19 protein-coding genes, 5 tRNA genes and 1 other RNA gene are annotated in these 20,712 nt (G+C 49.7%); all 25 read right to left on the bottom strand.

Features of this window, described 5'->3' with window-relative positions:
- Window positions 1-356 precede the first annotated feature (356 nt).
- A non-coding RNA gene (locus A9B99_RS09735) (RtT sRNA) lies at window positions 357-483 on the bottom strand.
- A gap of 32 nt (window positions 484-515) precedes the next feature.
- Window positions 516-591, bottom strand: a tRNA-Lys gene (locus A9B99_RS09730).
- Window positions 592-617: 26 nt separating this feature from the next.
- Window positions 618-693 (bottom strand) — tRNA-Lys (locus tag A9B99_RS09725).
- 125 nt (window positions 694-818) lie between these two features.
- Window positions 819-894, bottom strand: a tRNA-Lys gene (locus tag A9B99_RS09720).
- 4 nt (window positions 895-898) lie between these two features.
- Window positions 899-974 (bottom strand) — tRNA-Val (locus tag A9B99_RS09715).
- 96 nt (window positions 975-1,070) lie between these two features.
- A tRNA-Lys gene (locus tag A9B99_RS09710) sits at window positions 1,071-1,146 on the bottom strand.
- A 169-nt stretch (window positions 1,147-1,315) separates the two neighbouring features.
- Window positions 1,316-2,104 (bottom strand): cell division protein CpoB, encoded by a 789-nt coding sequence (gene cpoB / locus A9B99_RS09705; protein WP_064597013.1) that lies wholly within the window; start codon window positions 2,102-2,104, stop codon window positions 1,316-1,318.
- A 9-nt stretch (window positions 2,105-2,113) separates the two neighbouring features.
- Window positions 2,114-2,626 (bottom strand): peptidoglycan-associated lipoprotein Pal, encoded by a 513-nt coding sequence (pal, locus tag A9B99_RS09700; protein WP_064597011.1) that lies wholly within the window; start codon window positions 2,624-2,626, stop codon window positions 2,114-2,116.
- A gap of 31 nt (window positions 2,627-2,657) precedes the next feature.
- A complete protein-coding gene (gene tolB / locus A9B99_RS09695; protein WP_064597009.1) occupies window positions 2,658-3,950 on the bottom strand; it encodes a Tol-Pal system beta propeller repeat protein TolB in 1,293 nt (430 codons plus the stop codon).
- 127 nt (window positions 3,951-4,077) lie between these two features.
- Window positions 4,078-5,307 (bottom strand): cell envelope integrity protein TolA, encoded by a 1,230-nt coding sequence (gene tolA / locus A9B99_RS09690; protein ID WP_064597006.1) that lies wholly within the window; start codon window positions 5,305-5,307, stop codon window positions 4,078-4,080.
- Between the two features lie 36 nt (window positions 5,308-5,343).
- Window positions 5,344-5,772: a colicin uptake protein TolR gene (gene tolR, locus A9B99_RS09685; protein WP_064597005.1), complete on the bottom strand. Its 429-nt coding sequence runs from the start codon at window positions 5,770-5,772 to the stop codon at window positions 5,344-5,346.
- Between the two features lie 3 nt (window positions 5,773-5,775).
- Window positions 5,776-6,468, bottom strand: coding sequence for a Tol-Pal system protein TolQ (tolQ, locus tag A9B99_RS09680; RefSeq protein WP_156519031.1), 693 nt, complete (start codon window positions 6,466-6,468; stop codon window positions 5,776-5,778).
- A complete protein-coding gene (gene ybgC, locus A9B99_RS09675; RefSeq protein ID WP_064597004.1) occupies window positions 6,465-6,869 on the bottom strand; it encodes a tol-pal system-associated acyl-CoA thioesterase in 405 nt (134 codons plus the stop codon). Before ybgC ends, tolQ begins: the two co-directional genes overlap by 4 nt.
- 135 nt (window positions 6,870-7,004) lie before the next feature.
- Window positions 7,005-7,298, bottom strand: a complete 294-nt coding sequence (gene ybgE / locus A9B99_RS09670; RefSeq protein WP_064597003.1) for a cyd operon protein YbgE — start codon at window positions 7,296-7,298, stop codon at window positions 7,005-7,007.
- Window positions 7,295-7,411: a cytochrome bd-I oxidase subunit CydX gene (gene cydX, locus A9B99_RS09665; RefSeq protein ID WP_064597002.1), complete on the bottom strand. Its 117-nt coding sequence runs from the start codon at window positions 7,409-7,411 to the stop codon at window positions 7,295-7,297. Before cydX ends, ybgE begins: the two co-directional genes overlap by 4 nt.
- Before the next feature lie 14 nt (window positions 7,412-7,425).
- Complete coding sequence (cydB, locus tag A9B99_RS09660) at window positions 7,426-8,565, bottom strand: cytochrome d ubiquinol oxidase subunit II (RefSeq protein WP_064597001.1); 1,140 nt, start codon at window positions 8,563-8,565, stop codon at window positions 7,426-7,428.
- Between the two features lie 15 nt (window positions 8,566-8,580).
- Complete coding sequence (cydA, locus tag A9B99_RS09655; RefSeq protein ID WP_064597000.1) at window positions 8,581-10,149, bottom strand: cytochrome ubiquinol oxidase subunit I; 1,569 nt, start codon at window positions 10,147-10,149, stop codon at window positions 8,581-8,583.
- Between the two features lie 674 nt (window positions 10,150-10,823).
- Window positions 10,824-11,696, bottom strand: coding sequence for a succinate--CoA ligase subunit alpha (gene sucD, locus A9B99_RS09650; RefSeq protein ID WP_064596999.1), 873 nt, complete (start codon window positions 11,694-11,696; stop codon window positions 10,824-10,826).
- Window positions 11,696-12,862, bottom strand: coding sequence for an ADP-forming succinate--CoA ligase subunit beta (gene sucC / locus A9B99_RS09645; protein WP_064596996.1), 1,167 nt, complete (start codon window positions 12,860-12,862; stop codon window positions 11,696-11,698). The genes sucD and sucC overlap by 1 nt, the downstream gene beginning before the upstream one ends.
- Before the next feature lie 107 nt (window positions 12,863-12,969).
- On the bottom strand, window positions 12,970-14,172 hold the full coding sequence (gene odhB / locus A9B99_RS09640) for a 2-oxoglutarate dehydrogenase complex dihydrolipoyllysine-residue succinyltransferase (protein WP_064596995.1): 1,203 nt from the start codon (window positions 14,170-14,172) through the stop codon (window positions 12,970-12,972).
- Window positions 14,173-14,186: 14 nt separating this feature from the next.
- The gene (gene sucA, locus A9B99_RS09635) at window positions 14,187-16,994 is read right to left on the bottom strand and encodes a 2-oxoglutarate dehydrogenase E1 component (RefSeq protein ID WP_064596993.1); all 2,808 of its coding nucleotides are present in this window, start codon (window positions 16,992-16,994) and stop codon (window positions 14,187-14,189) included.
- 240 nt (window positions 16,995-17,234) lie between these two features.
- On the bottom strand, window positions 17,235-17,951 hold the full coding sequence (locus tag A9B99_RS09630; protein WP_064596991.1) for a succinate dehydrogenase iron-sulfur subunit: 717 nt from the start codon (window positions 17,949-17,951) through the stop codon (window positions 17,235-17,237).
- A gap of 16 nt (window positions 17,952-17,967) precedes the next feature.
- Window positions 17,968-19,734, bottom strand: a complete 1,767-nt coding sequence (gene sdhA, locus A9B99_RS09625) for a succinate dehydrogenase flavoprotein subunit (RefSeq protein WP_064596988.1) — start codon at window positions 19,732-19,734, stop codon at window positions 17,968-17,970.
- Entirely contained in the window at window positions 19,734-20,081 is a 348-nt protein-coding gene (gene sdhD, locus A9B99_RS09620; RefSeq protein WP_064596986.1) for a succinate dehydrogenase membrane anchor subunit, read from the bottom strand. The genes sdhA and sdhD overlap by 1 nt, the downstream gene beginning before the upstream one ends.
- Window positions 20,075-20,479 (bottom strand): succinate dehydrogenase cytochrome b556 subunit, encoded by a 405-nt coding sequence (sdhC, locus tag A9B99_RS09615; protein WP_064596985.1) that lies wholly within the window; start codon window positions 20,477-20,479, stop codon window positions 20,075-20,077. Before sdhC ends, sdhD begins: the two co-directional genes overlap by 7 nt.
- Window positions 20,480-20,712 lie beyond the last annotated feature (233 nt).

Raw genomic sequence — 20,712 nt, 5'->3', positions numbered from 1 at the left:
CCAAAAAATGCCTGCTACTGGTGTTTTTCCATTCCGGGCAGGTCATTTGTTTTATATGCTAAACAAGATAGCCGAATTATCGCTTTTTGTCGTGAGATTTTGTCTGCCAAATACGCAAAATTACCGTTTTGCGTATTGCCGCATTTTGTTCTCAGGGATTTACCCGGGAATGAAAAAATGATGGATGGGTTACTTTGATGTCGAGGTGGTTAAATCGCCGGGATACAGGCTTAACCAGGGCAGAATCGTTGCCGGTGCTCGCGTTGTGTTGCCAAGCCCGAACCTGCTGCAGGTTCTCATTCTGCACTTTTTTTCACATAGCAAAAAGGCGCCCTCAGGTCCCCTTTCTGCATTTCGGGTGGGTCGTGCAGGATGATTCGGCCATTGGCCTCACCCTTCGGGCTATTGCCAGAGGCAACGTTGTCTCGCTTCGCTCGGCTCGAACCTGCAGCAGGTTCTCATTCTGCACTTTTTTTCACATAGCAAAAAGGCGCCTTTAGGGCGCCTTTCTACACTGGTGGGTCGTGCAGGATTCGAACCTGCGACCAATTGATTAAAAGTCAACTGCTCTACCAACTGAGCTAACGACCCCTTATGGGTAATACTGGCTTAAATGATGGTGGGTCGTGCAGGATTCGAACCTGCGACCAATTGATTAAAAGTCAACTGCTCTACCAACTGAGCTAACGACCCATCAATTAAGCTACTGCTTTTATTACTATTACTTCCCCCTGCACAGCTGCAGGGCTGTTTTCACAAAGTGAGCAAGCCACGCAACAAGACACCTTGCTGCCTTAAACATATCCACCGGAGAAAACTGGTGGGTCGTGCAGGATTCGAACCTGCGACCAATTGATTAAAAGTCAACTGCTCTACCAACTGAGCTAACGACCCGAAGTGGTGGGTGATGACGGGATCGAACCGCCGACCCCCTCCTTGTAAGGGAGGTGCTCTCCCAGCTGAGCTAATCACCCACATGTAATGCTGGACAGGCAGTAAACTGCCTTAACGGTGGGCCATGGATAAGAACCACATGAAACACCTTGCTACCGCGACGATCACCTGAATTTTGGTGGGTCGTGCAGGATTCGAACCTGCGACCAATTGATTAAAAGTCAACTGCTCTACCAACTGAGCTAACGACCCGTCGTCTTGCTGGCTCACCACTCTTAAGTGATGTATCCCCCGGCAACGGCGGCATATATTACTGCTTTCTCATTTCAGCGCAACAAAAATTTCGACAAAGATAACTCAACTGCTTATGTTTCAGGCGGCAAGGCCAGAAAAACGGCATTATCGGGCCTTGCCCTGAGGATTACATGCCATTCAGGCGTTTTTGAGCCTGTTTTGCGCCATCCGTGCCTGGATATTTTGCGACCACTTGTTGGTAAACCGCTTTCGCTTTTGCTGTATCACCTTTTTCCTGCATGATCAAACCGACTTTATACATTGCATCCGGTGCTTTCGGTGATTGCGGGAAGTTTTTAACAACAGAAGCAAAATAGTAAGCTGCATCGTCTTTTTTGCCTTTGCTGTAATACAATTGCCCCAGCCAGAAATTCGCATTCGGAACATAAGTTGAATCCGGATACTTTTTCACAAAGTTCTGGAATGCGGTAATGGCATCATCCTGGCGCGACTTATCCTGTACCAGAGCAAACGCTGCATTGTAATCTGTATTAGCGTCACCGGTTTGAACCGGTGCTGATGAAGCAGGTGCAGATGGTGTGGCGGTATTCCCGGTATTACCACTCGCACTCCCATCAGCAGGCGTTGCGCCATTAGCTGCCGCCCCACCAGACATATTGCCTATCTGCAACAGTATCTGCTTCTGCCGTTCTTCAATTTGGCTAAGTTGATACTGGTTTTCCTGAATTTGGCCACGCAGAGAGTCAATGTCGGACTGATTATCTGAAAGTTGCTGCTGAAGTTGGGTTAAAAGCTGGCTGTGCGCATTAGAAATGCGCTCGAGTTGCGTTACACGGTCCTCCACGGACCCTGAGCCTACACTACTGATTGGCGCCTGAGCATTAGCGGCCCAGGGGGCCGCTACGCCAACCAGTAACGACAGACTCAGCAAATGATGTCTGAAGTTACTGATCATGCCATTCTCTTAGTAAACCAGTACGGCGCGACGGTTTTTCGCATAAGCAGCTTCGGTGTGACCCAGTACTGCTGGTTTTTCTTTACCGTAAGATACGATAGAGATCTGATCTGCAGCAACGCCTTTACCCTGCAGGTACATTTTCACAGCATTTGCACGGCGTTCGCCCAGTGCGATGTTGTATTCTGGCGTACCACGTTCATCCGCATAACCTTCAACAGTCACTTTGTAAGACGGGTTGTTGCGCAGGAAAGCGGCGTGAGCATCCAGCATCGCTGCGAATTCAGAACGGATATCGTATTTGTCCAGATCGAAGTAAACGATATTGTTCTGTTGCAGTTGTTGCATCTGCAGGCGAGCCTGTTCTTCAGAAGACATATTGCCATTGCCTTGCATACCTGTCCCGGCACCCAGCATGCCTTCGCTCTGACCATTATTTGCATTTTTGTGAGAGCTACAAGCAGCAACAGCCATAACAGGCAGAACCAGCATCAGCCCTTTCAGCACTTTGTTAAATTGCATTTTTTATAATCCTTAGTAAGAACTCTTTTATTTACAGATACGGCGACCAGGCTGGTGAATTCACCTGACCATCAGTAGCCGGTAGACGCGCTTTGAAACGCCCATCTGTAGAGACCAAATTCAGCACGGATCCCATCCCCTGAGAAGAGCTGTAGATTACCATAGTGCCGTTAGGTGCCAGACTTGGCGTTTCGTCCAGGAACGTAGAAGTTAAAGTTTGCACTCCTCCCGTTTCCAGATCCTGTTTGGCGATATGTTGGGCACCGCCATTGGAGCTCACCATCACCATGAATTTACCATCGGCGCTGACATCGGGATCCTGGTTTTGTGCACCTTCCCAGGTAAGACGTTGTGGAGCACCGCCATTAATGTTGATTTTATAAATCTGCGGACGACCTGCCTGGTCAGAAGTATAGGCCAGTGTCTGGCTGTCCGGGAACCAACTTGGCTCAGTGTTGTTGCTACGACTATTGGTAATCTGGCGAATCTGCCCGGATGCTAAATCCATCACATACAGATTCAGGCTACCTGTTTTAGACAAAGCGAAAGCCAGTTTGGTGCCATCTGGTGAAAATGCCGGTGCACCGTTGTGCCGTGGGAAAGAGGCTATCTGGCGAACTGTCGCATTAGCCAGATTCTGAACCACCAGGGCAGAGCGGCCACTTTCAAAGGTCACATAGGCCAGTTTATTGCCATCAGGAGACCATGCCGGAGACATCAAAGGCTCAGGGGATTTATGTACCAGGAACTGGTTGTAGCCATCGTAGTCTGCAACGCGCAGTTCATAAGGATACTGGCTGTTTGATGTCTGAACGATATACGCAATACGTGTACGAAATGCCCCTTTAATTCCCGTCAGTTTTTCAAATACTTCATCACTGGCGGTATGAGCGGCATAGCGCAACCACTGCTTATTCACTTTATAGGTGTTCTGGGCCAGAACGGAACCCGGTGCTCCACCGGTATCCACCAGTTGATATGACACAGAATAGCTGCCATCCGGATTCGGTGAGACCTGGCCCACAACAACTGCATCAATCCCCAATGCAGACCATGCAGCAGGCTGAACTTCCTGTGCTGTAGAAGGCTGTTGAGGTAAGCGAGATGTATCCAGCGGGTTAAATTTACCACTGTTACGTAAGTCAGCAGCAACAATGCCGCCAATGTCTTCTGGTGCAGTACCCGGACCTGCCCATTTAAACGGTACCACACCGATGGGGCGAGCCGAGTCCACCCCCTGAGTTATCTCGATGCGTACTTCGGCGTGCAGCACTGCTGCCCACAGCATCAGGAAACTTAATGCAACTCGTAATGCCTGCTTCATCATATCTCCCTTATCTGGACACAAGATCCACGATAATTAGCAGAAGGTTAACAAACCCAATAACACAAAACTACCGCCACCCGGCGACTTAACGTTCATGCTACTCCCTTATTACAGGGGAATAGAATTACGGTTTGAAATCCAGCGGCGCATTCTTAAAGACTTCATAAACAGCCTGACTTGGCGGTTTCGGCATATGTGCCTGGCGAGCAGCCGCAAGTGCCGCCTGGCATAATGCCGGGTCACCACCTTCTGACTGTACATCCAGCAACATGCCATCTGGTGCCAGCTTGATTCTGAGCGTACAGGTTTTACCTGCATAAGAGCCTGAATCATAAAACTTACTTTCAATAGCTGACTTAATTTGTGAAGCATAGCCATTAATTTCAGCACCTGATGCGCCATTGTTCCTGGTATTACCACTGCCCGCAGGTGAGGCGTTGCTGCCTTTTGCTCCACCGCCCGCTTTCGGCGCATTTTTATGTGAGCTGAGGTCACCCAGCAGGTCATCAACCCCAGCCGCTTGTTTCGCCTCAGCTTTGCGGGCTGCGGCTTTCTCTGCAGCCGCTTTTTCGGCGGCAGCTTTTTTAGCGGCCGCCTTCTCTGCCGCTGCTTTTTGTGCTGCCGCTTTTTCCGCTGCTGCCTTCTCTGCCGCTGCTTTTTGTGCCGCCGCTTTTTGTGCTGCCGCCTTCTCTGCCGCTGCTTTTTGTGCCGCCGCTTTTTCCGCTRCAGCCTTCTCTGCCGCTGCTTTTTGCGCCGCCGCTTTTTCCGCTGCTGCCTTCTCTGCCGCTGCTTTTTGTGCCGCCGCTTTTTCCGCTACAGCCTTCTCTGCCGCTGCTTTTTGCGCCGCCGCTTTTTCCGCTGCTGCCTTCTCAGCCGCTGCTTTTTGCGTAGCTGCTTTTTCTGCTGCAGCATCTGCTGCCGCTTTCTCAGCCGCCGCTTTCTCAGCCGCCGCTTTTTCAGCCGCAGCCTTTTCTGCTGCCGCCTGTTCAGCCTGTTTTTGCTGTTGTGCCTGCTCCTGAGCTAACCGTTCTTTTTCCAGGTCCTTCAGGCGCTGTTGTTCCGCCGCTTGTTTCTCGCGGAGTTCTTCAGCCTGCTGCTGAGCCTGTTTTTCACGCTGCTCCGCCGCTCTTTGCGCACTGGCCTGCTGTTGTGACTGACGGTTGTATTGATCGACTACAGCGCCAGGATCAACCATCACGGCATCAATAGACGAACCGCCACCACCGCCGGCGCTGGCATCAATATGCTCGTCAAACGAACTCCAAATCAGCACCGCAAACAGTATGACATGCAGTACCGCTGAGATGATGATGGCACGTTTAAGCTTTTTGTTCTCTTCGGTTGCCTTTGACACTCTTGGTTCCCAAAAACTCTGCCGTTATAGCGCTGATTAAATTGGTTGGGTCATCAGACCTACCGATTTCACACCAGCCTGATGCAACAAATTAAGCGCTTTAATAATTTCATCATAAGGGACTTCTTTCGCGCCCCCGATCAGAAATACCGTTTTCGGATTTGCTGCCAGGCGCCGTTGAGCCTCTGCAATAACTTGCTCTGGCGGAAGTTGATCCATACGATCTTTCGCAACCACGACGCTGTACTGCCCCACACCAGAGACTTCAATAATGACGGGTGGATCATCGTTAGTCGCCACGGACTGTGAATCCGTTGCATCGGGTAAATCCACCTCGACGCTCTGTGTGATGATAGGTGCCGTGGCCATAAAGATAAGCACCAGCACCAGCAGAACATCCAGCAACGGCACAATATTGATTTCGGACTTCAGCTCCCGGCTACCTCGTCCCCGCACTCTGGCCATGGTTTACCCCTTTTGGCTCTCACTAGTGGTAAACGCCTGACGGTGCAGAATCGCTGTAAACTCTTCCATAAAGTTGTCGTAATTCAATTCAAGCTTGTTAACACGCTGGTTCAAACGGTTGTATGCCATGACAGCAGGAATCGCAGCAAACAGACCAATCGCTGTTGCAATCAGCGCTTCAGCAATCCCTGGCGCGACCATTTGCAGTGTGGCCTGCTTCACCGCACCCAGTCCGATAAACGCATGCATAATCCCCCACACCGTACCAAACAAACCGATGTACGGGCTGATCGAACCGACTGTACCCAGAAAGGGAATATGCGTTTCCAGCGACTCCAGTTCTCGGTTCATGGAAATCCGCATTGCCCGGGATGCCCCTTCAACAATAGCTTCCGGTGCATGACTGTTTGCCCGATGCAGGCGGGCAAATTCTTTGAAACCCGAATAGAAAATTTGCTCGGAGCCGCTCAAATTTTCACGACGCCCCTGGCTTTCCTGATACAGGCGGGATAAATCAATGCCCGACCAGAACTTATCTTCGAAGGTTTCAGCCTCGCGTGTTGCCGCATTGAGAATGCGGGTACGCTGGATGATGATAGCCCAGGACGCAATAGAGAAACCTATTAAAATCAACATGATGAGTTTAACCAGAAGGCTTGCCTTCAGGAACAAATCAAGGATATTCATGTCAGTCACTGCTTGAACTCCGCGACAATAGAAAGTGGAAGCGCTTTTGGCTTCATGATGATTGGATCAACGCAAGCAATAAGCACTTCCGCTTCATTAAGGATCTTGTTGTCTGCATTGACTATACGCTGCGTAAAGACCATAGATGTCCGGCGTAGCGTGGTAATCTCTGTTTGGATTTCGAGTAAGTCATCAAGCCGGGCTGGCGCGTGGTACTCGATGGACATCCGGCGCACAACAAAGGCAACACGCTCTTCGAGTAATGCCTGCTGACTGAAGTTATGTTCACGCAGCATTTCAGTACGTGCTCTTTCATAAAAGGCAATGTAGCTGGCGTGGTAAACCACTCCCCCTGCATCGGTATCTTCATAGTAGACACGAACAGGCCATTGAAACTGCTTAGTGCTCACTTTACATCCCGGTAAGGCAAAATAAACGTTGCTACTATACGCAAGCTGAAGTGGGTTGGGAATGGGTTAAGGGGTGAGGAGTGTAAATATTTATGGGCTTTGTAAAGCCCATAAATTGTGACGGAGGTAGCTTATTCAAAAAAAGAAAAAAGCCAACCCTGCTGCCAGTACGATCATGGCGAGTAACGGGCAAAAAACAGCCTGCCACTGAATAGCTTTCAGTTTAAAACCGATACCGTGAATTACCCCTGCGCATACTGCCCACATCAGCAATAAACCATGCCACACAGATAACGCACTGGTGTGTGCAGCAAACCGTGACGGGTCCCAGAACATACAACCAGCCAGGAGCAAAGCCATCACCAGAGAAAGAGCCCTTAACGGGCTCTTATCTACCAGCTTATAGAGTGATGAAATCAGAGTTTTCATCCCTGCTTTTCTTCTCCGGACTGAGTCGCTTCAACGTGCTCCAGTGCCAGTGCTGTAATCACACCGAATGCACACGCAAGAAGGGTGCCCAGAATCCATGCGAAATACCACATAATCAGCTCCTTACTTAGTACAGAGAATGCGTGTTGCTTTCAATGTGTTCTTTCGTAATGCGACCAAACATTTTCCAGTAACACCAGGCGGTATACAGAAGAATGATTGGTACGAACACAATCGCCACGTAAGTCATCACAGACAAGGTCAACTGGCTGGATGTCGCATCCCACATTGTCAGGCTGGCATTCATCATAATGCTGGACGGCATAATGAATGGGAACATTGCCACACCAGCAGTCAGAATGACGCAGGCAACAGTCAGCGAGGAGAAGATAAATGCCCATGCTGCTTTATTTGCGCGAGTCATCAACACAGTCAGTAGTGGCAACACTACGCCAAGCGCAGGGATAACCCACAGAACAGGAGCTTTATGGAAGTTAACCAGCCATGCACCAGCCTGACGAGTCACTTCTTTCATCAGTGGATCAGATGCAGCATGATGATCAATGGCTGAGGTCACAACATAGCCATCAATACCATACATAACCCAAACACCCGCCAGGATAAAGCACACCATCATAACCAGCGTGGCTACCTGAGACACAACGCGGGCGCGCAGCAGAACTTCACCATTGGTACGCATCTGCAAGTAAGTCGCACCCTGAGTCAGGAACATCGTGACGCTTATCACTCCGGCAACAATACCGAATGGGTTGAGCAACTGGAAGAAATTACCGGTATAGGTAAGACGCAGATACTCATCCACGCTGAACGGTACCCCCTGCAGCAAGTTACCGAATGCCACTCCAATAACCAATGGCGGAACAAAACTGGCAATTGAAATACACCAGTCCCACAGGTTACGCCAGCGGGCATCTTCGATTTTTGAGCGGTAATCAAAGCCAACCGGGCGGAAGAACAATGATGACAGCACCAAAATCATGGCGACATAAAAGCCCGAAAAGGCGGCAGCATAGACCATCGGCCAGGCAGCAAATAATGCACCACCTGCGGTAATCAGCCATACCTGGTTGCCGTCCCAGTGCGGGGCAATACTGTTGATCATGATACGGCGCTCAACATCATTGCGTCCCATAAAACGGGTCAGCATACCTACGCCGAAGTCGAAACCATCAGCAACGGTAAAACCAATCAGCAGTACGCCAATCAGCAACCACCAGATAAAACGCAATACTTCATAATCTATCATGTTTCGACTCCTGTCTTAGCGTGCCGTTTGAGCTGTCGCACCGGATTGCTCAAAGTGATAGCGACCGGTTTTCAGACTGCTTGGCCCCAGACGTGCGAACTTGAACATCAGGAACAGTTCCGCCACCAGGAATAAGGTGTACAGACCGCAAATCAATACAATGGAGAAAATCAGGTCAGAAACGGACAACGTTGAGTTAGCCACTGCAGTTGGCAGTACTTCACCGATAGCCCATGGTTGGCGACCATATTCAGCAACAAACCACCCTGCTTCTACTGCAATCCAGGGTAATGGAAGCCCGTAAAATGCGGCACGCAGTAACCACTTTTTCTGACCAATACGGTTACGAATCACCGACCAGAACGACAGACCGATAATCAGCAGCAGTAAGATTCCACACGCCACCATGATACGGAAAGCAAAATAGAGTGGCGCCACTTCCGGGATAGAGTCTTTGGTCGCTTTCTGGATTTGAGCTTCAGTTGCATCCGTTACATTCGGTGTATAACGTTTTAACAACAGGCCATAGCCAAGGTCTTTCTTAACGTTGTTAAACTCGTTACGTACCGCCTGGTCGGTGGAACCCGCGCGCAATTCCTCCAGCAACTTATAGGCTTTCATCCCATTGCGGATACGCGCTTCATGCTGTGCCATCAGATCTTTAAGACCAAGAACTGGTGTATCGACAGAACGTGTGGCAATAAGCCCAAGCAGATACGGGATCTTAATCGAGTAATGGTTCTTCTGTTCAGCCTGGTCAGGAATACCAAACAAGGTGAATGCGGCAGGAGCGGGTTGTGTTTCCCACTCAGCTTCAATGGCTGCCAGTTTGGTTTTCTGTACGTCCCCCATTTCGTAACCGGATTCATCACCCAGCACAATAACTGAAAGCACAGCAGCCATACCGAAGCTGGCAGCAATCGCAAAGGAGCGCTTTGCAAATGCATGGTCACGGCCTTTGAGCATGTACCATGCGCTAATGCTGAGAATAAACATTGCGCCGGTTACATAGCCTGCGGCAACCGTGTGAACGAATTTAACCTGTGCGACCGGGTTCAGGACCAGCTCTGAGAAGCTGACCATTTCCATACGCATGGTTTCATAGTTGAACTCTGAAGCGATTGGGTTTTGCATCCAGCCGTTTGCGACCAGAATCCATAACGCAGAAAGGTTAGAGCCAAGTGCAACTAACCAGGTCACAGCCATATGCTGTACTTTGGTGAGTCGGTCCCAACCGAAAAAGAAGAGCCCAACGAATGTCGACTCAAGGAAGAAGGCCATTAACCCTTCAATAGCGAGCGGCGCACCAAAAATATCGCCCACATAATGCGAATAATATGACCAGTTAGTACCAAACTGGAATTCCATGGTTAACCCTGTGGCAACCCCAAGGGCAAAGTTGATACCAAACAACTTTCCCCAAAACTTGGTCATATCTTTATAGATTTGTTTACCAGACAACACATATATCGTATTCATGATGGCCAGCAAGAACGCCATACCAAGCGTCAGTGGCACAAACAGAAAGTGGTACAGTGCGGTCAAGGCAAACTGCAATCGTGACAGTTCGACTATATCAAACATCTTGACTCCTTGCTCCTCGCATGAAGACGCCGAATAGAAGGATGCCTGGCTACAGCATTCCCCTACACTTGCCCCAATACAAAAAACATTTGCGACCTCTTTCTTTTCCGGCACCACTGAATGTAAAACAAGAAAAGCAAAAAGGTTACAAATACGTTAATTAATACCAAATGAATCCCGCGAATATATTACGCTTCAATAGGCTTACAATAAATAGGTTTTTACTGAACGTTTTTTGCGTTTCTCGACGGTGATCAATTTATAGCGAAAAATATCCTTAAGCGCCAGTTTGATCTTCGACAAATTTGGCATTTTTCATTAGGTGGCAGGGGGTTATTTTATTGATTTAAATCAATATACGTATTTTATGTTAACGAGGTTATTCGTGTGTACGTTAAGTTAATTTAATGTTAACTAAATTAACTTTAATTGTATGTGTGCAATATTATAAATAATTAAAGCGCAACGTAATTGGCATTTTCAGGATGAAACAGTCACTCTGGGTCAATAGTATTAAGCGTAGTTCCTTCACAATATTAATCAAGTTTTTAACTTTTTATTTTCAATTTTCATTCTTTCACGAAACTGCCGTCACTGTTCGGAAAAAAAGGCCACCCTGTGGGTGGCCAACCATGTCGAAAAGGGGTTCACGCCTTACTGGCGATCACCATTTTTTATTGAGGAAGAATAGATTTAAGCGCTTCACCGATATCTGCCAGGCTACGCACAGTTTTCACACCGGCAGCTTCAAGTGCTGCGAATTTTTCGTCTGCAGTACCTTTACCTCCGGCAATAATGGCACCTGCATGGCCCATACGTTTGCCCTTCGGCGCGGTAACACCCGCAATGTAACCCACCATAGGCTTAGTGACATGTTCCTTAATATAGGCAGCAGCTTCTTCTTCCGCGCTACCACCGATTTCACCAATCATCACGATGGCTTCGGTTTGCGGGTCTTCCTGGAACATTTTCAGAATATCAATAAAGTTGGAACCCGGAATTGGGTCACCACCGATACCAACACACGTCGACTGACCAAAACCGTAATCAGTGGTTTGTTTCACTGCTTCATAGGTCAGCGTACCAGAGCGTGAAACAATACCGACTTTACCCGGTTGGTGAATGTGCCCAGGCATGATACCGATTTTGCATGCACCCGGAGTGATGACGCCCGGGCAGTTAGGCCCAATCATGCGCACACCAGCTTCGTCCAGTTTCACTTTCACTGTCAGCATATCCAGAGTCGGAATACCTTCAGTAATAGTGATAATTAATTTGATACCAGCATCGATTGCTTCAAGAATCGAGTCTTTACAGAACGGGGCCGGTACATAAATAACCGATGCAGTCGCCCCGGTGGCCTCTACCGCTTCACGAACGGTATTAAACACGGGTAAACCCAGGTGAGTCGTACCGCCTTTACCTGGCGTAACACCACCGACCATTTGGGTACCATAAGCAATGGCCTGCTCGGAATGGAATGTCCCCTGGCTACCAGTAAAACCCTGACAGATAACTTTGGTGTTTTTATCGATTAAAATGGACATTATTTCCCCTCCACTGCAGCAACAACCTGCTGCGCGGCATCGGTCAGACTGGTCGCCGCAATAATATTCAGGCCACTTTCTGCCAGCTTCTTCGCCCCCAGTTCTGCGTTATTACCTTCAAGGCGCACAACAACTGGCACATTTACACCAACTTCAGAAACGGCGCCAATGATGCCATCGGCAATCAAGTCGCAACGCACAATCCCACCGAAGATGTTAACCAGTACCGCTTTAACAGCATCATCTGACAGAATAATTTTAAACGCTTCAGTAACACGTTCTTTCGTTGCACCACCGCCCACATCAAGGAAGTTAGCCGGTGCGCCGCCATGCAGTTTCACAATATCCATGGTGCCCATAGCCAGACCTGCGCCATTTACCATGCAACCGATATTGCCTTCCAGCGCCACATAGTTCAGTTCCCATTGTGCAGCATGGGCTTCGCGCGGGTCTTCCTGGCTCTTGTCATGCATTTCACGCAGTTCTGGTTGGCGGAACAATGCATTACCATCAACACCCAGTTTGCCATCAAGGCAAATCAGGTCGTCCTGAGTCGTAATGACTAAGGGGTTGATTTCCACCAGCGCCAAATCGCGCTCCAGGAACATGGTAGCCAGCCCCATGAAAATCTTGCTGAACTGCTGAATCTGTTTGCCTTGCAGCCCCAGTTTAAATGCCAGTTCACGCCCCTGATACGGCATCGGACCCGTCAGCGGGTCAATGGCGGTTTTGTGGATCAGATGCGGCGTTTCCGCAGCAACTTTTTCAATTTCCACACCGCCTTCAGTAGAAGCCATAAACACTACGCGACGGCTGCTGCGGTCCACTACTGCGCCAAGATACAGTTCTTTTGCAATATCAGTCGCATTTTCAACCAGAATCTGGTTGACCGGCTGACCATTCGCGTCTGTTTGGTAGGTTACCAGGCGTTTGCCCAGCCACTGTTCAGCAAAAGCACGGATATCTTCTTTACTTTTGACTACTTTCACACCGCCAGCTTTACCACGGCCGCCTGCGTGTACCTGGCATTTTACTACCCAAGGACCAGCACCAATTTTAGACGCTGCTTCTTCCGCTTCACGCGGTGTGGTACAGGCATAACCCACCGGTGCCGGCAAGCCATACCGGGCAAACAATTGTTTCGCCTGATATTCGTGTAAGTTCATGAGTTCTATCCATTCAAATCAGATGAAGAGCATCTAGGCTCGGGGTACTCTGCGCCACAGCATGTGCTGTGGCCGGGTAATCGGTGTGTGGGGCAAGCCCCACACAACTACACATCCAGCAGCAGGCGAGTCGGGTCTTCCAGCATCTCTTTAATTGCCACCAGGAAACCAACGGACTCACGCCCGTCTATCAGACGGTGATCGTAAGAAAGTGCCAGATACATCATTGGCAGAATTTCTACTTTACCGCCTACCGCCATCGGGCGGTCCTTGATGGCATGCATACCCAGAATGGCGCTTTGCGGCGGATTGATAATCGGAGTGGACATCAAAGAACCAAACACACCACCGTTAGTAATAGTGAAATTACCACCGGTCAAATCTTCAACGGTGAGTTTACCGTCACGGCCTTTCACTGCCAGCTCTTTAATACGCTTTTCGATATCGGCCATACCCAGTGTATCCACGTCACGCAATACTGGCGTAACCAGACCACGAGGTGTTGACACAGCCATGCTGACATCGAAGTAGTTGTGGTAAACCACGTCATCACCATCGATTGAAGCATTCACTTCCGGGTAGCGTTTCAGTGCTTCAACCACAGCTTTAACATAGAAAGACATAAAGCCCAGACGGATACCATGACGTTTTTCAAACGCCTCACCGTACTGTTTACGCAAATCCATAATTGGCTTCATGTTAACTTCGTTAAACGTCGTCAACATTGCAGTTGAGTTTTTCGCTTCCAGCAGCCGTTCCGCTACACGTTTACGCAAACGCGTCATCGGGACACGTTTTTCACTGCGACTACCCACAACAGGCTCTACTGCCGGAGCTGCGGGTGCGGCAGGGGCTTTAGCCAGATGTTTTTCAACATCTTCACGAGTGATACGCCCACCAACACCAGTGCCTTTAATGGCACTGGCGTCAAGATCATGTTCACTCAACAGGCGGCGAATTGCCGGGCTTAACGCGTCATTAGTCTGTTCTTCAAGATCAGCCGTGTGACGCTGTGCTGGTGTGGATTCTTTCTCATCCGCTTTTGCAGAGGTTTCTTTACCAGAACTGTTACCTTCGCGCAGCCGCCCCAGAATCTGGCGAGAAGTTACCGTTGTGCCTTCAGCTTCAAGCACTGCATCCAGTACACCATCAGCGACAGCCGGTACTTCCAGTACCACTTTGTCAGTCTCGATTTCAACCAGAACTTCGTCGCGGGTTACCGCGTCACCCGGTTTTTTATGCCAGGTTGCCACGGTGGCGTCGGCAACGGATTCAGGCAGGTCGGGAACAAGAATATCTACGCTACTCATTATTTATCCTTTAACTATTCGACATTCAGCGCGTCATTAACCAGATCTTGCTGCTGTTTAAGGTGAACGGACATATACCCGACGGCAGGTGATGCCGACGCCGGACGCCCTGCGTAACGCAGTGCGGAGCCAAAAGGTACGACTTCGCGCAAATGGTGCTGGCTGCAATACCATGCGCCCTGGTTCAGTGGCTCTTCCTGACACCAGACAAAGTCATGAACATGGGAGAACCGTTTAAGCACTTCCTGCACGGTTTGTACCGGGAACGGATACAACTGCTCAATACGGATAATCGCCACATTATGTTGATCATTTTTACGGCGTTGCTCCAACAAATCGTAGTACACCTTGCCAGAACACATCACCACACGTTTCACAGCTTGCGGGTCGATGTCATCGATTTCACCAATTGCAGGCTGGAAAGTGCCGTTAGCCAGTTCATCCAGGCTGGAAATCGCCAGCGGATGGCGCAACAGTGATTTGGGTGACATCACCACCAGTGGGCGGCGCATACCACGCAATGCCTGGCGGCGCAGCATATGGTAAACCTGTGCCGGTGTTGACGGCACGCACACTTGCATGTTTTGCTCAGCACACAGTTGCAGGTAGCGTTCCAGGCGCGCGGAAGAGTGCTCTGGCCCCTGCCCTTCATAGCCATGAGGCAGTAACATGACCAGCCCGCACATCCGGCCCCATTTTTGCTCACCAGAACTGATGAACTGGTCGATTACCACCTGGGCACCGTTCGCGAAGTCACCAAATTGTGCTTCCCAAATAGTAAGGGTACGAGGTTCTGCCGTCGCATAACCATATTCGAAGGCCAGAACGGCTTCTTCAGACAGAACTGAATCCCATACGCGGAAAGTACCTTGCGCATTATGCACATGGCACAGTGGCGTGTAAGTCGAGCCATTGGTCTGGTTATGAATGACCGCATGGCGGTGGAAGAATGTTCCACGACCGGCATCTTCACCAGAGATACGTACCGGAATACCTTCGTCAACCATTGTGGCGTAAGCCAGGTTTTCTGCGGCTCCCCAGTCGAACGGTTTATTACCGGCTGCCATCTCCTGGCGATCGCCGTAAATTTTCGCGACACGGGACTGCATTTCTACCGCTTCCGGAACCGTGCTGATACGTTTTGCCAGCTCCTGCAGACGCTTCATATCAACTTTATTCGGGTAACTTTCATCCCAATCATGGTTCAGATAAGGCGACCAGGTGAATGAATGCATATTCATTGGACGCCACTCTTTCACCACGCAATCACCAGCATCCAGCGCATCGCGGTACAGATTCACCAGCTCAGTGGCATCTTCCAGCGTGGCAATCTGGTTCTGTTCCAGTTTGTCTGCATAGAGTTTGCGAGGCGTGGGGTGTTTTTTAATTTTCTGGTACATCAGTGGCTGAGTTGCACTGGGTTCATCGGCCTCGTTATGGCCATGACGTCGGTAACACACCAGGTCAACAAATACGTCACGTTGGAAGGTATTGCGGTAATCCAGTGCCAGGCGGGTAACAAATGCCACCGCTTCCGGATCATCCGCATTGACGTGGAAAATCGGCGCCTGCACCATTTTCCCAATATCCGTACAATAAGGTGTGGAACGGGCATCCAGTGGATTCGATGTAGTGAAACCAATCTGGTTATTAATAACGATACGAACCGTCCCCCCCACGTCGTAACCACGGGCTTTGGACATATTCAGGGTTTCCTGAACCACACCCTGCCCGGCAACAGCAGCATCGCCATGAATAGTGATAGGCAGAACTTTGTTGCTGCCCGGTTCATCCAGACGGTCAAGGCGCGCACGCACAGAGCCGATAACAACCGGGCTGACAATTTCCAGATGTGAAGGGTTGAACGCCAGCGCCAGGTGGACCAGACCACCTTCAGTTTCAATGTCTGACGAGAAGCCCATGTGATATTTCACATCACCTGTCCCCAGGTGTTCTTTATGCTTCCCGGAAAATTCATCAAACAAATCCTGCGGTTTTTTGCCCAGAACGTTAACTAGTACATTAAGACGGCCACGGTGCGCCATACCCAGTACCACTTCGCGGGTGCCGCTCTTACCCGCATGGCGGATCAGTTCTTTAAGCATGGGGATAAGCGCATCCCCACCTTCCAGTGAGAAGCGTTTTGCGCCAGGGAATTTGGCACCGAGGTAACGTTCCATGCCTTCAGCCGCAGTCAACTCACTGAGGAAGCGCATTTTCTCTTCTTTAGAGAAAGAAGGCTGACCAACCACAGATTCAATCCGATGCTGAATCCAGCGTTTTTCTTCTGTGTTGGTGATATGCATATATTCCGCACCGATAGAACCACAATAGGTTTGCTTCAGTGCAGTGATTAAGTCGCCCAGCTTCATGGTGTCTTTGCCAATTGCAAAAGACCCCACGTTAAAGCTCTCCTGGAAATCTGCTTCAGTCAGGTTATGAAATGCAGGGGAGAGATCAGGTACCGACTCTTGTTGCCACAGCCCGAGTGGGTCGAGGTTAGCCTGCTGGTGACCGCGGAAGCGATATGCGTTGATGAGCTGCAGAACTTTTACCTGCTTGGCATCGGTGTCAGGGTCGGTAATTGAGGAAGTGTAACGTGAGGCATCCTTCGCCAGACGACGAAAATAATCACGTGTTTTGGAATGGAATTGATCCGGTCTGGCCCCTGTTCCGGGCAACTGCTGGAACATGGAGCGCCAGTGTGCGTCCACTGAGTCAGGATCGGTTAAGAAGTCTTCATAGAGCTGTTCTATCCACGTCTGGTTAGAACCAGACAGGTAAGAAGAGTCCAGCCAGGCTTTCATTGCGCCGTTCTGCATCGTGATCCCTTAAGCCTTACAGGCTTACTTTCGCCGTAAAAACTACATCGTACACCCTTATGGGGCACGTACCAGGGTTCACTTTCAGCGAGCTTTTATAATGAAATCACTCGCGAAGGAACCTTTAAAAACTGTCTTCGCGCAATTGCACCTTTTGAGTATGACACCCGGTGCAAGGTGCTACCGGCAGTTTTTAAAGATTTCCTGAAAGGCCGGGAAACCACTTCCCGGCCTTTCATATTATGCACTACGTTTCAACAACATCGACTTAATATGACCAATTGCGCGAGTTGGGTTCAAACCTTTTGGGCAAACACTGACACAGTTCATAATACTGTGGCAGCGGAACACACTGAAAGCATCACTCAACCCGTCAAGGCGTTGGTCTGTTTCCGTATCACGGCTGTCTATCAGGAAGCGATAAGCCGCTAACAAACCTGCCGGCCCAATAAATTTATCCGGGTTCCACCAGAAAGACGGGCAGGACGTTGAACAGCAGGCACATAAAATACATTCGTACAGGCCATCAAGTTTTTCCCGCTGTTCCGGAGACTGCAAATGTTCTCTGGCTGGTGGATTTTTCCCATTATTCAACAAGTAAGGTTTAATCTTCTCATATTGAGTGTAGAACTGCCCCATGTCCACAACCAGATCACGCACCACTGGCAACCCGGGCAACGGGCGAATCACAATTTTTTGATTACCATTACGCAACGCCGAAATGGGAGTGATACAGGCGAGGCCATTTTTGCCATTCATGTTCATGCCGTCGGAGCCACACACCCCTTCACGGCAGGAACGACGGAAAGCCAGTGTCGGATCTTTTTCTTTCAACTGGATTAACGCATCCAGCAGCATCATATCTCGCCCTTCGTCAGCTTCCAGCGTGTAATCCTGCATACGCGGAGCATCGTCTACATCAGGGTTATAACGATAAACTGAAAATTCGAGTTTCATCACCTTGTCTCCGCAATCAGTAAGTACGTACCTTCGGCGGGAACGCCGGGCGCAATTTAGGTTCCATGTTCACCTTACGGCGTACCATGGATTCACTTTCTGGCAAGTACAAGGAGTGACACAACCAGTTCTCATCATCACGTTCCGGGAAATCGAAGCGGCTGTGTGCACCACGGCTTTCGGTCCGGAAGTTTGCTGACATCGCTGTGGCATACGCCGTTTCCATGAGGTTATCCAGTTCAAGACATTCCACTCGCTGGGTATTAAACTCACTTGACGTATCATCAAGACGCGCATTTTGCAGGCGCTCGCGAATACCTTTGAGCTCTTCCAGGCCTTTCGCCATTGCATCGCCTTCGCGGAATACGGAGAAATTGTGCTGCATGCATTCCTGCAATGCTTTGCGGATCACCACCGGGTCTTCACCTGTGCGGTTGTTGTTCCAGCGATTCATGCGCTCAAGGGAGGCTTCCACATCAGATTCACTTGCATCACGCAGTGCACCCTGCTCATTGATAGATTCCTGCAGATGCATACCTGCCGCACGCCCGAATACCACCAGGTCCAGCAGCGAGTTCCCGCCCAGACGGTTGGCACCGTGAACAGACACGCAGGCAATCTCACCAACGGCAAACAGGCCCGGAATCACAACATCTTCGCCTTTTTCGTTCACGGTCAATGCCTGGCCCGTTACTTTGGTGGGGATCCCACCCATCATGTAGTGGCAGGTAGGAATAACAGGAATAGGTTCTTTGACCGGGTCAACATGAGCAAATGTGCGCGATAATTCCAGAATACCCGGCAGACGGGATTCCAGAACGTCTTTACCCAGGTGATCAAGTTTCAGTTTGGCATGCGGGCCCCATGGGCCATCGCAACCGCGACCTTCACGGATTTCAATCATGATTGAACGGGCAACCACATCGCGGCCGGCAAGGTCTTTGGCATTTGGCGCATAACGTTCCATGAAGCGTTCGCCATGTTTATTCAGCAAATAACCGCCTTCACCACGGCAACCTTCCGTGACCAGAACCCCAGCCCCGGCGATCCCTGTTGGGTGGAACTGCCACATTTCCATATCCTGAACAGGCACACCCGCACGCATTGCCATACCAACGCCGTCGCCAGTATTAATGTGCGCATTGGTGGTTGACTGGTAAATGCGCCCTGCACCGCCGGTCGCCAGCACAGTAGCGCGGGCTTTAAAGTACACGACTTCACCGGTTTCGATGCACAGTGCAGTACAACCCACCACCGAGCCGTCCTGGTTTTTTACCAGATCCAGTGCATACCATTCAGAAAAAATGGTGGTGTGATTTTTCAAATTTTGTTGATACAGCGTATGTAATAATGCATGACCAGTACGGTCTGCAGCCGCCGCAGTACGCGCAGCCTGTTCACCGCCAAAATTCTTCGACTGACCACCGAACGGACGCTGATAAATACGCCCGTCATCCAGACGCGAGAATGGCAAACCCATATGTTCCAGTTCAAGAATCGCTTCCGGGCCGGTTTTACACATGTATTCAATCGCATCCTGATCACCAATGTAATCAGAACCTTTCACTGTATCGTACATATGCCATTCCCAGTTATCTTCATGGGAATTGCCTAATGCGACAGTAATGCCCCCTTGTGCGGATACCGTATGGGAGCGGGTAGGGAATACTTTGGACAGCAGAGCACAAGTTTGCCCTGACTGGGAAATTTGCAGTGCAGCACGCATGCCTGCGCCACCTGCACCGATAACCACTGCATCAAACTCTCTGACTGGCAATTTCATTACACACCCCACACCACAACAAACCCATAAATAACGTAAACCAGCAGCGTTGCAACAATGGCAAGTTGCAGGACAAGACGTATAGCCAGTGGTTTAACGTAGTCGGTTAACACCTGCCACATGCCAATCCAGGCATGAACCAGCACAGAAAACAGCGCCAGCAAGGTGAATACTTTTGTGAAAGCGGAGGCAAAGAAACCCGTCCAGATTTGCCAGGTTAGTTCACCGCTGGTTGCAAAGAAGCCAACCATATAGACGATATACAGCGCGATGATAATCGCAGTTGCACGCACCAGAATATAGTCGTGCACACCATTACGACCAAGCGCAGAGGCGTTGCTTACCATACGAGAACTCCTGCAAGAATAGAAAGCACGACAGTAATACCGAAACCGATGTTGGCAGTACGCTTACCTGCCTCTAAGGTTTCTTCCAGATAACCAAAGTCCATCAGCATATGACGAATTCCACCGACAACATGGTAAGCAAGTGCGGTAAGAATGCCCCAAAAGATGAATTTAACGATAAAGCTGTCCATAATTGATGAAGCAACCAGGAAGCCTTCGGGTGAGGAAAGGGACAGCCCCAGCAACCATAGCAGAATGCCGACCGCCACGAAGGTGATCACGCCGGAAACGCGGTGGAGGATGGAAGCAATTGCGGTGACGGGAAATCGGATCGTAGCAAGATCCAGATTAACAGGTCTTTGTTTTTTCACATTTTTCATTATGAATAGCGCCCACATGCTGTTTTTATTATTCCTTCCTCCGGTCTGCAGGCGGTCAGACAGCGTGGTTTTCTATAACTCTGCGTCATGCAAAACAACTGCTTCCAGGTGTTAAAATGACGAGTACTACGCTGGGTGGCTCGCGGGAGCAGTATGTTCCGGAGACCTGGCGGCAGTATAGGATGTTCACAATATCATTACAATTAACCTACAAATAGTTTGTGTGTTTTTGGCTGGAACAGTGAACACGA

The sequence above is a fragment of the Mangrovibacter phragmitis genome, from assembly GCF_001655675.1.
Classification (GTDB): domain Bacteria; phylum Pseudomonadota; class Gammaproteobacteria; order Enterobacterales; family Enterobacteriaceae; genus Mangrovibacter; species Mangrovibacter phragmitis.
This window is presented reverse-complemented; position numbering and strand designations above follow the sequence as displayed.